The sequence below is a fragment of the Escherichia sp. TW14182 genome (assembly GCF_000208525.1).
GTDB classification, from domain to species: domain Bacteria; phylum Pseudomonadota; class Gammaproteobacteria; order Enterobacterales; family Enterobacteriaceae; genus Escherichia; species Escherichia ruysiae.
This window is the reverse complement of sequence record NZ_AEJZ01000020.1, coordinates 43155-56735: the sequence shown is the minus strand read 5'-3', so window position 1 is coordinate 56735 and position 13581 is coordinate 43155. Positions and strand designations below refer to the sequence as shown.

Annotated in this window: 11 protein-coding genes, 1 pseudogene and 1 other annotated feature; of the genes and pseudogenes, 9 read left to right on the top strand and 3 right to left on the bottom strand. The window is 53.1% G+C overall.

All coding sequences use genetic code 11. The features are described from left to right. Window positions 1-29: 29 nt before the first annotated feature. Window positions 30-3323 (top strand): annotated as a pseudogene (gene mscK / locus EQY_RS0102220) (mechanosensitive channel MscK); the annotation flags it as partial. A gap of 239 nt (window positions 3324-3562) precedes the next feature. Here the strand turns inward: mscK and rsmS are convergent. Both rsmS and priC read right to left on the bottom strand, forming a co-directional pair. Continuing rightward, window positions 3563-3730 (bottom strand): pleiotropic regulatory protein RsmS, encoded by a 168-nt coding sequence (gene rsmS, locus EQY_RS0102215; protein WP_000051156.1) that lies wholly within the window; start codon window positions 3728-3730, stop codon window positions 3563-3565. Window positions 3731-3743: 13 nt separating this feature from the next. Further along, entirely contained in the window at window positions 3744-4271 is a 528-nt protein-coding gene (gene priC, locus EQY_RS0102210; RefSeq protein ID WP_000858962.1) for a primosomal replication protein N'', read from the bottom strand. Between the two features lie 69 nt (window positions 4272-4340). Here priC and EQY_RS0102205 point away from each other — a divergent pair, with 69 nt between their 5' ends. The 8 genes from EQY_RS0102205 to hemH all read left to right on the top strand — a co-directional run bounded on the left by EQY_RS0102205 (window position 4341) and on the right by hemH (window position 12536). Next, window positions 4341-4718 carry a DUF454 family protein gene (locus EQY_RS0102205; protein ID WP_001188910.1) on the top strand — a complete coding sequence of 126 codons (378 nt, stop codon included), beginning with the start codon at window positions 4341-4343 and terminating at the stop codon, window positions 4716-4718. Window positions 4719-4870: 152 nt separating this feature from the next. Then, window positions 4871-5422, top strand: coding sequence for an adenine phosphoribosyltransferase (gene apt, locus EQY_RS0102200; protein WP_001515901.1), 552 nt, complete (start codon window positions 4871-4873; stop codon window positions 5420-5422). A gap of 118 nt (window positions 5423-5540) precedes the next feature. Then, window positions 5541-7472 (top strand): DNA polymerase III subunit gamma/tau, encoded by a 1932-nt coding sequence (dnaX, locus tag EQY_RS0102195; RefSeq protein WP_000122041.1) that lies wholly within the window; start codon window positions 5541-5543, stop codon window positions 7470-7472. Next, window positions 6805-6869: a sequence feature (DnaX frameshifting element), on the top strand. Its footprint overlaps the gene before it by 65 nt. A 52-nt stretch (window positions 7473-7524) precedes the next feature. Continuing rightward, window positions 7525-7854: a YbaB/EbfC family nucleoid-associated protein gene (locus EQY_RS0102190; RefSeq protein WP_001515903.1), complete on the top strand. Its 330-nt coding sequence runs from the start codon at window positions 7525-7527 to the stop codon at window positions 7852-7854. Continuing rightward, window positions 7854-8459 carry a recombination mediator RecR gene (recR, locus tag EQY_RS0102185; RefSeq protein WP_001195025.1) on the top strand — a complete coding sequence of 202 codons (606 nt, stop codon included), beginning with the start codon at window positions 7854-7856 and terminating at the stop codon, window positions 8457-8459. The genes EQY_RS0102190 and recR overlap by 1 nt, the downstream gene beginning before the upstream one ends. A 109-nt stretch (window positions 8460-8568) precedes the next feature. Next, window positions 8569-10443, top strand: a complete 1875-nt coding sequence (htpG, locus tag EQY_RS0102180) for a molecular chaperone HtpG (protein ID WP_000678201.1) — start codon at window positions 8569-8571, stop codon at window positions 10441-10443. Between the two features lie 258 nt (window positions 10444-10701). Beyond that, a complete protein-coding gene (gene adk, locus EQY_RS0102175; RefSeq protein ID WP_001313630.1) occupies window positions 10702-11346 on the top strand; it encodes an adenylate kinase in 645 nt (214 codons plus the stop codon). A gap of 227 nt (window positions 11347-11573) precedes the next feature. Next, a complete protein-coding gene (gene hemH, locus EQY_RS0102170) occupies window positions 11574-12536 on the top strand; it encodes a ferrochelatase (RefSeq protein WP_001250124.1) in 963 nt (320 codons plus the stop codon). Here hemH and aes read toward each other — a convergent pair. Beyond that, window positions 12533-13492 carry an acetyl esterase gene (gene aes / locus EQY_RS0102165; RefSeq protein ID WP_000801856.1) on the bottom strand — a complete coding sequence of 320 codons (960 nt, stop codon included), beginning with the start codon at window positions 13490-13492 and terminating at the stop codon, window positions 12533-12535. The two genes, hemH and aes, sit on opposite strands and share 4 nt — an antisense overlap. Window positions 13493-13581 lie beyond the last annotated feature (89 nt).

Sequence of the window (13581 nt, the reverse complement as noted above, 5' to 3'; positions counted from 1 at the left end):
AACACTATCAGTAAGTTGGAGTCACTACCGTCTTGTTATGCCAGAACACGGCCTTTGCGCGGGCGTCATCAAATGGTGACTTACCGACGAAAGCGGATCTACAGGCACAGCTTGACTCGCTTAATAAACAAAAAGATCTTTCTGCTCAGGACAAACTGGTTCAGCAGGATCTGACAGACACATTAGCCACTCTCGATAAAATCGATCGCGTAAAAGAAGAGACGGTTCAGTTACGACAAAAAGTGGCTGAAGCGCCAGAAAAAATGCGCCAGGCGACCGCAGCGTTAACCGCACTTAGCGATGTGGACAACGACGACGAAACGCGCAAAATTCTGAGCACGCTTTCGTTGCGCCAACTGGAAACTCGCGTTGCCCAGGCGCTGGACGATTTGCAAAACGCACAAAACGATCTGGCGTCTTATAACAGCCAGTTAGTTTCTTTACAGACGCAGCCTGAACGCGTGCAAAATGCGATGTATACCGCCTCACAGCAGCTGCAACAAATTCGCAGCCGCCTGGATGGCACGGAAGTCGGTGAGACAGCCTTACGTCCCAGCCAGAAAGTGCTGATGCAGGCGCAGCAGGCTTTGTTGAATGCCGAGATTGACCAGCAACGTAAAAGCCTGGAAGGGAACACCGTCTTACAGGATACCCTGCAAAAGCAACGCGATTATGTGACGGCGAACAGCACTCGTGTGGAACATGAGCTGCAACTATTGCAGGAGGCGGTTAACAGCAAGCGTCTGACATTAACTGAAAAAACGGCGCAGGAAGCGGTAACGCCGGACGAAGCTGCGCGTATTCAGGCTAATCCGCTGGTGAAACAAGAGCTGGAAATTAACCAGCAGTTAAGTCAGCGTCTGATTAGCGCCACTGAAAACGGCAATTTGCTGATGCAGCAAAACATAAAAGTCAAAAACTGGCTGGAGCGGGCGCTGCAATCGGAACGCAATATCAAAGAGCAGATTTCTGTCCTGAAGGGCAGTCTGCTGCTGTCACGTATTCTTTATCAGCAACAACAAACGCTGCCCTCGGCGGACGAACTGGAAAATATGACCAACCGCATTGCGGATTTGCGTCTCGAACAGTTCGAAGTGAACCAGCAGCGTGACGCACTCTTCCAGAGCGATGCTTATGTCGCCAAACTGGAAGAGGGTCATGCGAATGAAGTCAACGACGAAGTCCGTGACGCATTGTTGCAAGTAGTTGATATGCGTCGCGAATTGCTGGATCAGCTTAACAAACAGTTGGGCAACCAACTCATGATGGCCATTAACCTGCAAATCAACCAGCAACAGTTAATGAGCGTATCGAAAAACCTGAAATCCATCCTGACCCAGCAGATTTTCTGGGTGAACAGTAACCGCCCGATGGACTGGGACTGGATTAAAGCGTTCCCACAAACGCTGCAGGATGAATTCAAGTCGATGAAAATTACGGTGAACTGGGAAAAAGCCTGGCCTGCCGTCTTTATCGCTTTCCTCGCAGGTTTGCCGCTGCTGCTCATCGCCGGGTTGATTCACTGGCGTCTGGGATGGCTGAAAGCGTATCAACAAAAACTGGCTTCCGCCGTAGGTTCCCTGCGTAACGACAGCCAGCTCAACACACCAAAAGCGATCCTTATCGATCTGATCCGCGCGCTGCCGGTGTGTCTGATTATTCTCGCCGTCGGTTTGATTCTGCTCACCATGCAGCTCAACATCAGTGAATTACTGTGGTCGTTCAGCAAAAAACTGGCGATTTTCTGGCTGGTGTTTGGCCTGTGCTGGAAGGTGCTGGAGAAAAATGGCGTTGCTGTTCGTCACTTTGGTATGCCGGAACAGCAGACCAGCCACTGGCGTCGGCAAATTGTCCGCATCAGCCTCGCGTTGCTGCCAATCCATTTCTGGTCTGTGGTGGCAGAACTTTCCCCGCTGCATCTGATGGATGATGTGCTGGGGCAGGCGATGATTTTCTTCAACCTGCTGCTGATTGCCTTCCTGGTATGGCCGATGTGCCGCGAAAGCTGGCGCGATAAAGAGTCGCACACCATGCGACTGGTCACCATTACCGTGCTGTCGATTATCCCGATTGCGTTGATGGTGCTGACCGCCACAGGTTATTTCTACACCACGCTGCGCCTCTCCGGGCGTTGGATTGAAACCGTTTATTTGGTGATCATCTGGAACCTGCTGTACCAGACGGTATTGCGCGGCTTAAGCGTAGCGGCGCGGCGTATCGCCTGGCGTCGTGCGCTGGCGCGTCGGCAGAATCTGGTGAAAGAGGGCGCAGAAGGTGCCGAACCGCCGGAAGAACCCACCATTGCACTGGAGCAGGTTAACCAGCAGACGCTGCGTATTACCATGTTGCTGATGTTTGCGCTGTTCGGTGTCATGTTCTGGGCAATTTGGTCCGATTTGATCACCGTGTTCAGCTATCTCGACAGCATCACGCTCTGGCATTACAACGGCACTGAAGCCGGGGTTGCGGTGGTGAAAAGCGTCACTATGGGCAGTCTGTTGTTTGCGATTATCGCATCGATGGTTGCCTGGGCGCTGATCCGCAACCTGCCTGGTTTGCTGGAAGTACTGGTGCTCTCGCGGTTGAACATGCGTCAGGGCGCGTCGTATGCCATTACTACCATCCTTAACTACATCATTATTGCCGTTGGTGCGATGACGGTGTTCGGATCGCTTGGTGTGTCGTGGGATAAACTCCAGTGGCTGGCAGCGGCATTATCTGTAGGTCTGGGTTTTGGTTTACAAGAGATCTTCGGTAACTTCGTTTCTGGTTTGATCATCCTGTTCGAACGTCCGGTGCGCATTGGCGATACGGTAACCATCGGTACTTTCTCCGGAACAGTCAGTAAGATTCGTATTCGTGCAACGACTATTACGGACTTCGATCGCAAAGAAGTGATCATCCCGAACAAAGCGTTCGTAACCGAGCGTCTGATCAACTGGTCGTTAACCGACACCACCACTCGTCTGGTGATCCGCCTGGGTGTGGCTTACGGTTCTGATCTGGAAAAAGTACGCAGAGTCCTGCTTCAGGCAGCGACTGAGCATCCAAGGGTGATGCACGAACCGATGCCGGAAGTCTTCTTTACTGCGTTTGGCGCCAGCACCCTGGATCACGAGCTGCGCCTGTACGTTCGTGAACTGCGCGACCGTAGCCGTACTGTCGATGAACTGAACCGTACCATTGATCAGCTGTGCCGTGAAAACGACATCAACATTGCCTTTAACCAGCTTGAAGTGCATCTGCACAACGAGAAGGGCGATGAGGTGACGGAAGTAAAACGCGACTACAAAGGCGACGATCCGACGCCAGCGGTAGGGTAATAACGAAAGGGGGCGACATTTATCCGCCCCCGAGATTGCTGACAAAGCCCGGCATATGCACGGACGATCCCCTCGCCCCATCGGGGAGAGGGCTAGGGTGAGGGGGGCAGGCCAGCGCCTGTGCGAATAATACCCTCACCCCGCCCCTCTCTCTAAAAGGGCGAGGGGGAAAGCCGTGCCCGTTTTGACCCGTAAGCGAGTTTGTCAGCAATCGCAGGGACGGCATCTAGCCACCCCATTTATTTTTCGCTTTGCGCCTCATCATCGCGCGTTAATTTCTTTTCATAATCACGTTTTACAATATCAAGGGCGCGCAGCACGGTACTGGCAGGGATCTGATTTTCCTCCAGCAGCACAATCAAATCGACGGCCAGTTTGACATCGTCAGGGGCATTTTCCAGTGACATACTCTCTCCATTGTTAGCGGGTTAAACGCGCTAACCTGTTTTCGATTTTTTCCAGCGCATGGCGACACCGCGCCAGACGCGCTTCATAGGCTTCTACTTCACGATGCAGCGTTTGCTGCTCTACGAGATCGGTTGCCTGCGCCAGACGGGATTTACGTTCCGCTACCATCTCACGTAATCGCCGTTCAAAATCCTGATGTTGAATCCTTTTTCGTTGCCAGCGGGCAATTTTTGGTGGCGCGCTGTCCCACTCGCGCAGTGACCAGGATGCCGCTTCACGGGCAATCGCTTCCAGTTGGGCGACCAGGTGTTCTGCCAGCCAGGCTACTTGCGGCAGCTGCTGCTGTTCGACTGCGTGATGAAGCGCAGCCATGTTATCGCCCGCCTCATCAAGACAAGCCTGTAACGTTGTCGCGCGAGTCTGAAAAAGATGCCTGTCGAAACGGGCGCTTAACGTGCTGAACTGCGCCACCGGGACACAACGCTGGCGCAGCGTGGCGAGCTGACCTTCCAGTTTTTCCAGCAGCAAGGTAGTTTTCACGATAAGACCTCAATGAAAATGATAATTGTTATGCTAAAGTAGCCACTCTGTAAGCTGACAACACTCAATATGCAACGAATCATTTTAATCATCATTGGCTGGCTGGCGGTAGTGTTGGGTACGCTGGGCGTGGTATTACCGGTATTGCCGACTACGCCGTTTATCCTGTTGGCGGCCTGGTGCTTTGCGCGCTCTTCCCCGCGTTTTCACGCCTGGCTGTTGTACCGCTCATGGTTTGGCAGCTATTTACGTTTCTGGCAGAAATACCATGCAATGCCGCGTGGCGCAAAACCACGGGCGATTTTATTGATACTCGTGACTTTTGCTATTTCACTATGGTTTGTGCATATGGTGTGGGTACGCATTTTGTTGCTGGTGATCCTCACTTGTTTGCTGATTTTTATGTGGCGAATCCCGGTGATTGATGAAAAGCAAGAAAAGCACTGAAGCACAACAATCGCTGTTGCAATTATCGCGCACAGCCAGTACATTCTGGCGTTTTCGAGCACAGGCGCAGGCGGTCAAAGGTTAAACAAAAGTTACTTTTGATACGTTTAAAACGCGCCGTGAGTACCACCGTAACAAGCAGGCATACACTTATGACCGCGACTGCACAGCAGCTTGAGTATCTCAAAAATAGCATCAAAAGCATTCAGGACTACCCAAAACCCGGCATTCTGTTCCGCGATGTCACCAGCTTACTGGAAGACCCGAAAGCTTACGCTCTCAGCATCGACCTGCTGGTTGAGCGTTACAAAAATGCGGGTATTACCAAAGTTGTCGGCACCGAAGCACGTGGCTTCTTGTTTGGTGCTCCGGTAGCATTGGGTCTGGGCGTAGGTTTTGTACCGGTACGTAAACCGGGCAAACTGCCGCGCGAAACCATCAGCGAAACTTACGAACTGGAATACGGCACCGATAAGCTGGAAATCCACGTTGATGCCATTAAACCAGGTGACAAAGTATTGGTAGTCGACGATTTGCTGGCAACTGGGGGCACCATTGAGGCGACAGTGAAATTGATCCGTCGTCTGGGCGGTGAAGTCACTGACGCTGCATTCATCATTAATTTGTTCGACCTCGGCGGTGAACAGCGTCTCGAAAATCAAGGCATTACCTGTTATAGCCTTGTCCCGTTCCCGGGCCACTAATTTTCGACAGCCCGCGCCATGGGCAGCACAAGATGTACATTCAGCCTCGCCGTTCTGACGGGGCTGTGTTAGCATTACCCCTTCGTGAATCCACCTTCCAGCGTTTCAGAGCCTGCCAATGAGTTATCAGGTCTTAGCCCGAAAATGGCGCCCACAAACCTTTGCTGACGTCGTCGGCCAGGAACATGTGCTGACCGCACTGGCGAACGGCTTGTCGTTAGGGCGTATTCATCATGCTTATCTTTTTTCCGGCACCCGTGGCGTCGGAAAAACCTCTATCGCCCGACTGCTGGCGAAGGGGCTAAACTGCGAAACAGGCATTACCGCGACGCCGTGCGGCGTATGCGATAACTGCCGCGAAATCGAACAGGGGCGCTTTGTTGATCTGATTGAGATCGATGCCGCCTCGCGCACCAAAGTCGAAGATACCCGCGACCTGCTGGATAACGTTCAGTACGCGCCAGCGCGCGGTCGCTTTAAAGTCTATCTGATCGACGAAGTGCATATGCTGTCGCGCCACAGCTTCAACGCACTGTTAAAAACCCTTGAAGAGCCACCAGAGCATGTGAAGTTTCTGCTGGCAACCACCGATCCGCAGAAATTGCCGGTGACGATTTTGTCGCGCTGTCTGCAATTTCATCTCAAGGCGCTGGATGTCGAGCAAATTCGTCATCAGCTTGAGCACATTCTCAACGAAGAACATATCGCCCACGAGCCTCGGGCGCTGCAACTGCTGGCGCGCGCCGCTGAAGGCAGCCTGCGAGACGCGTTAAGTCTGACTGACCAGGCGATTGCCAGCGGTGATGGTCAGGTTTCGACCCAGGCGGTCAGTTCGATGCTCGGTACGCTCGACGACGATCAGGCGCTGTCGCTGGTAGAAGCGATGGTGGAAGCCAACGGCGAGCGCGTAATGGCGCTGATTAACGAAGCCGCTGCTCGTGGTATTGAGTGGGAAGCGTTGCTGGTGGAAATGCTCGGCCTGCTGCACCGCATTGCGATGGTACAGCTTTCGCCTGCTGCGCTTGGCAATGACATGGCTGCCATTGAGCTGCGGATGCGTGAACTGGCACGTACCGTGCCGCCAACAGATATTCAGCTTTACTATCAGACGCTATTGATTGGTCGCAAAGAATTACCGTATGCGCCGGACAGACGGATGGGCGTTGAAATGACGCTATTGCGCGCGCTGGCGTTCCATCCGCGTATGCCTCTACCCGAACCGGAAGTGCCGCGCCAGTCCTTTGCGCCAGTCGCGCCGACGGCGGTAATGACGCCAATGCAGGTGCCGCCACAGCCGCAATCAGCGCCGCAGCAGGCACCGACCGTACCGCTCTCAGAAACCACCAGCCAGGTGCTGGCGGCGCGCCAACAACTACAGCGCGCACAGGGAGCAACCAAAGCAAAAAAGAGTGAACCGGCAGCCGCTACCCGCGCGCGGCCGGTGAATAACGCTGCGCTGGAAAGACTGGCTTCGGTCACCGATCGCGTTCAGTCGCGTCCGGCACCATCGGCGCTGGAAAAAGCGCCAGCCAAAAAAGAAGCGTATCGCTGGAAGGCAACCACCCCAGTGATGCAACAAAAAGAAGTCGTCGCCACGCCGAAGGCGCTGAAAAAGGCGCTGGAACATGAAAAAACGCCAGAGCTGGCGGCGAAGCTGGCGGCAGAAGCCATTGAGCGCGATCCGTGGGCAGCACAGGTGAGCCAACTTTCGCTACCAAAACTGGTCGAACAGGTGGCGTTAAATGCCTGGAAAGAGGAGAACGGCAACACGGTGTGTCTGCATTTGCGCTCCTCTCAGCGTCATTTGAATAACAGCGGTGCACAACAAAAACTGGCTGAAGCGTTGAGTACGTTAAATGGCTCAACGGTTGAACTGACTATCGTTGAAGATGATAATCCAGCGGTGCGTACGCCGCTGGAGTGGCGTCAGGCGATATACGAAGAAAAACTTGCGCAGGCGCGCGAGTCCATTATTGCGGATAATAATATTCAGACCCTGCGTCGATTCTTCGATGCGGAGCTGGATGAAGAAAGTATCCGCCCCATTTGATCGTAAGCACAGCTTACGATCGTCATCCTTAACGTGATTGAGAGAGAAACCTATGTTTGGTAAAGGCGGTCTGGGCAACCTGATGAAGCAGGCCCAGCAGATGCAAGAAAAAATGCAGCAGATGCAGGAAGAAATCGCGAAGCTGGAAGTGACCGGCGAATCCGGCGCAGGTCTGGTGAAAGTGACCATCAACGGCGCACACAACTGCCGTCGCGTTGAGATCGACCCAAGCCTGCTGGAAGATGACAAAGAGATGCTGGAAGATCTGGTTGCAGCGGCATTCAACGATGCGGCGCGTCGTATCGAAGAAACTCAGAAAGAAAAAATGGCCTCTGTTTCCTCCGGAATGCAGTTGCCGCCAGGCTTTAAGATGCCGTTCTGATGCAAACCAGCCCGCTGTTAACACAGCTTATGGAAGCACTGCGCTGTCTGCCGGGCGTTGGCCCGAAGTCAGCGCAGCGTATGGCGTTCACGCTGCTTCAGCGCGATCGTAGCGGCGGGATGCGTCTGGCGCAGGCGCTCACCCGGGCGATGTCGGAAATCGGTCACTGCGCCGATTGCCGCACCTTCACTGAACAGGAAGTCTGTAACATCTGTTCAAACCCGCGTCGTCAGGAAAACGGTCAGATTTGCGTGGTAGAGAGTCCTGCGGATATCTACGCCATTGAGCAGACGGGGCAGTTTTCCGGTCGTTATTTTGTGTTGATGGGGCACCTGTCACCGCTGGACGGCATTGGCCCGGATGATATCGGACTTGATCGTCTGGAACAGCGTCTGGCGGAGGAAAAAATCACCGAAGTGATCCTCGCCACCAACCCAACGGTCGAAGGTGAAGCCACCGCTAACTACATTGCCGAGCTTTGCGCGCAGTATGACGTGGAAGCCAGCCGTATTGCCCACGGCGTACCGGTTGGCGGCGAACTGGAAATGGTCGATGGCACCACGCTGTCGCACTCACTCGCCGGGCGTCATAAGATTCGTTTTTAAGCAAACGAGAGCAGGATCACCTGCTCTCGCTTGAAATTACCCCCCCTTGTCCCCATCTCTCCCTCATCCTGTTTTTAACCTTAAAATGGCATCATTGAGGTAGACCTACATGAAAGGACAAGAAACTCGTGGTTTTCAGTCAGAAGTGAAGCAGCTTCTGCATCTGATGATCCATTCTCTCTATTCCAATAAAGAAATCTTCCTGCGTGAGCTTATCTCTAACGCCTCCGATGCGGCGGACAAGCTGCGTTTCCGCGCGCTCTCTAATCCGGATCTGTACGAAGGTGATGGCGAACTGCGCGTTCGTGTCTCTTTCGATAAAGACAAGCGCACGCTGACTATTTCCGACAACGGCGTGGGGATGACCCGCGACGAAGTGATCGACCACCTGGGGACTATCGCTAAATCCGGCACCAAATCGTTCCTCGAATCTCTGGGATCTGATCAGGCGAAAGACAGCCAGCTGATCGGTCAGTTTGGTGTTGGTTTCTACTCCGCATTTATCGTGGCCGATAAAGTGACCGTGCGTACTCGCGCGGCAGGCGAAAAACCAGAAAACGGCGTCTTCTGGGAATCGGCTGGCGAAGGTGAATACACCGTTGCCGACATCACCAAAGAAGATCGCGGTACTGAAATCACCCTGCATCTGCGTGAAGGCGAAGATGAATTCCTCGATGATTGGCGCGTTCGCTCCATTATCAGCAAATACTCCGACCATATCGCGCTGCCGGTAGAGATCGAAAAACGCGAAGAGAAAGACGGTGAAACCGTTATTTCCTGGGAGAAAATCAACAAAGCGCAGGCGCTGTGGACGCGTAACAAGTCGGAAATCACCGATGAAGAATACAAAGAGTTCTACAAACACATCGCCCACGACTTTAACGATCCGCTGACCTGGAGCCACAACCGCGTTGAAGGTAAGCAAGAGTACACCAGTCTGCTGTACATTCCGTCGCAGGCACCGTGGGATATGTGGAACCGCGATCACAAACACGGCCTGAAACTGTATGTTCAGCGTGTGTTCATCATGGACGACGCAGAACAGTTCATGCCGAACTATCTGCGCTTCGTGCGTGGTCTGATTGACTCCAGCGATCTGCCGCTGAACGTTTCCCGTGAAATCCTCCAGGACAGCACGGTAACGCGTAACCTGCGCAATGCGCTGACCAAGCGTGTGCTGCAAATGCTGGAAAAACTGGCGAAAGACGACGCGGAAAAATACCAGACCTTCTGGCAACAGTTTGGTCTGGTACTGAAAGAAGGTCCGGCGGAAGATTTCGCTAACCAGGAAGCGATCGCCAAACTGCTGCGTTTTGCTTCTACTCATACCGACTCTTCTGCGCAAACCGTGTCTCTGGAAGACTACGTTTCCCGCATGAAAGAAGGGCAGGAGAAAATCTACTACATCACCGCAGACAGCTACGCGGCAGCGAAGAGCAGCCCGCACCTGGAACTGCTGCGTAAGAAAGGCATCGAAGTTCTGCTCCTTTCTGACCGCATCGATGAGTGGATGATGAACTATCTGACTGAGTTCGACGGTAAACCGTTCCAGTCTGTGTCCAAAGTTGACGAGTCGCTGGAAAAACTGGCTGACGAAGTTGATGAGAGCGCGAAAGAAGCGGAGAAAGCACTGACTCCGTTTATCGACCGTGTGAAAGCCTTGCTCGGCGAGCGTGTGAAAGATGTCCGTCTGACTCACCGTCTGACCGATACGCCAGCGATTGTGTCTACTGACGCGGACGAAATGAGCACTCAGATGGCGAAACTGTTCGCTGCGGCGGGCCAGAAAGTGCCAGAAGTGAAATATATCTTCGAACTGAACCCGGATCACGTACTGGTGAAACGTGCGGCAGATACTGAAGATGAAGCCAAGTTCAGCGAGTGGGTAGAACTGCTGCTGGATCAGGCGCTGCTGGCAGAACGCGGTACGCTGGAAGATCCGAACCTGTTTATTCGTCGTATGAACCAGCTGCTGGTGTCGTAAGCCTTTTACTCCCTTACCCTAACCCTCTCCTCAAAGGGGAGAGGGGATCGATCGTGCAGATATTAAAGAACTGCGCTGGTTTTCACCCTCACCCCTTTGGGGAGAGGGCCGGGGTGAGGGGCATCAACCGCACTTTCCCCCAAACTTTCTCCCCTTAACCGTTTCAGCTCCATGTGCCTTTCTTGAGGCAATTGCCTGTTGGTGGTATCGTTTATCGCTTTTTCAAAAAATTCGACACATTTTAAGGGGATTTTCGCAATGCGTATCATTCTGCTTGGCGCTCCGGGCGCGGGGAAAGGGACTCAGGCTCAGTTCATCATGGAGAAATATGGTATTCCGCAAATCTCCACTGGCGATATGCTGCGTGCTGCGGTCAAATCTGGCTCCGAGCTGGGTAAACAAGCAAAAGACATTATGGATGCTGGCAAACTGGTCACCGACGAACTGGTGATCGCGCTGGTTAAAGAGCGCATTGCTCAGGAAGACTGCCGTAATGGTTTCCTGTTGGACGGCTTCCCGCGTACCATTCCGCAGGCAGACGCGATGAAAGAAGCGGGCATCAATGTTGATTACGTTCTGGAATTCGACGTACCGGACGAACTGATCGTTGACCGTATTGTCGGTCGCCGCGTTCATGCGCCGTCTGGTCGTGTTTATCACGTTAAATTCAATCCGCCGAAAGTAGAAGGCAAAGACGACGTTACCGGTGAAGAACTGACTACCCGTAAAGACGATCAGGAAGAAACCGTGCGTAAACGTCTGGTTGAATACCATCAGATGACTGCGCCGCTGATTGGCTACTACTCTAAAGAAGCGGAAGCGGGCAACACCAAATACGCAAAAGTCGACGGCACCAAACCGGTTGCTGAAGTTCGCGCGGCTCTGGAAAAAATCCTCGGTTAATTCGAAAGCGCGCACGGATAGTCCCCTTGCCCTCGGGGAGAGGGTGAGGGGAACAGGCTCGCACAAGCAAACTTATCAGCAATCTCAGGCCGGATTTTCATTCGGCCTTTTACAAAAACCTCAATCTGCGTTATTCCTTTTTCTGATTTGACCTCTCACAGCAATTAGTTCTTCTTCCTCACTTTTCCGCTACAATTATCAACAAGTTGAATCGATAAGAGGCGGTAATGCGTCAGACAAAAACCGGTATCCTGCTGGCAAACCTGGGCACACCCGATGCCCCCACACCTGAAGCGGTAAAACGCTACCTGAAACAATTTTTAAGCGACAGACGCGTAGTCGATACTTCACGGCTGTTGTGGTGGCCATTGCTGCGCGGCGTGATTTTGCCGCTGCGCTCGCCGCGTGTGGCGAAGCTGTATGCCTCTGTCTGGATGGAAAGTGGCTCGCCGCTGATGGTTTACAGCCGCCAGCAACAACAGGCGCTGGCACAACGTTTACCGGATACGCCCGTGGCGCTGGGAATGAGCTACGGCACGCCATCGCTGGAAAGCGCCGTAGATGAACTACTGGCTGAACATGTTGATCATATCGTGGTACTGCCGCTCTACCCGCAATACTCCTGTTCAACGGTCGGTGCGGTGTGGGATGAGCTGGCTCGCATTCTGGCGCGCAAACGTAGCATTCCGGGGATATCGTTTATTCGCGATTACGCCGATAACTACGATTACATTAATGCGCTGGCGAATAGCGTTCGCGCTTCTTTTGCCAAACATGGCGAACCGGATCTGCTGTTGCTTTCTTATCATGGCATTCCGCAACGTTATGCGGATGAAGGCGATGATTATCCGCAACGTTGTCGCACAACGACTCGTGAACTGGCTTCCGCACTGGGGATGGCACCGGAAAAAGTGATGATGACCTTTCAGTCGCGCTTTGGTCGGGAACCCTGGCTGATGCCTTATACCGACGAAACGCTGAAAATGCTGGGAGAAAAAGGTGTCGGCCATATTCAGGTGATGTGTCCGGGCTTTGCTGCGGATTGTCTGGAAACACTGGAAGAGATTGCCGAGCAAAACCGTGAAGTCTTCCTCGGTGCAGGCGGAAAAAAATATGAATATATTCCGGCGCTTAATGCCACACCGGAACATATCGAAATGATGGCTAATCTTGTTGCCGCGTATCGCTAAAGCTGAGCGGTAAAGAATTGAGCGCCGTCGCGAAGAGCCTCGTCGGCGGTTTTCATCATCCGTGAATAATGCAAAAAGGCGTGCAGCGTGCCTGGGTAGAGTTTGAACTCACAGGGCTGCTGATGCGCCGCTAACGTCTGGTAAAGCAAGCGACTGTCATCCAGCAGCGGATCGAACTCTGCGCCGGCGATATAGCAGGGGGGCACATCGCGAGTGAGATCGTTATTAAACAGGCAGTAATACGGCGACTCGCGGTCTGCGTCGTTGCTTAAATACGCCTCTTCATACATCTGCAAATCTTGTTGCGTTAAGCCATCCCAGTCACCCCCCAACAGACGACGAGTCACGGAATCGCGTAATCCGTAAAGCCCATACCACAGCAAAACACCCACAACTTTGCCGCAATCGATCTGCTTATCACGCAACCATAAAGCACTGGCGAGCGCCAGCATGGCGCCAGCGGAATCACCGGCAAAACCAATGCGTGACATATTGATCTGATAATCGCCCGCCTGCTGGTGGAAGTGACAACAAGACGCCACGATTTCCTCTATCGCTTGCGGAAAACGCGCTTCTGGCGAAAGGGTGTAATCAATGCCAATCACCGTACACTGGGTGTACTTTGCCAGCAGACGCATAATGCGATCGTGGGTATCGAGATTGCCGAGAATAAAACCGCCGCCATGTAGATAAAACAGCGTCGCCGGGCTATCCGGGTTCGGACAAAATTGCCGTGCTTTCACCTGTCCATATTTTGTCGGAACCGCGTAAGCTCTGGTTTCCATTTCTGGAGCGTCAGCGTTCCAGAATCGGCGCTCAAGCGTATAATGCTGGCGTTGTTCGGCAATCGTTCCCGTTGCGGGCCAGGGCGGTAAATCGGGCTGATGAGTGTTAACAACCGCCTTCATTTCGGCAGAGATTAGCTCCAGCACGGGTAGTTTGTTTTCCGGCTTCATGCAAAAACTCCTTTCAAATTGCGTCATTGTAAGGAACATCTCCCATGAAAATGCGATCCCGTCGGCTGATATTGAAACTGCCTGCGTCT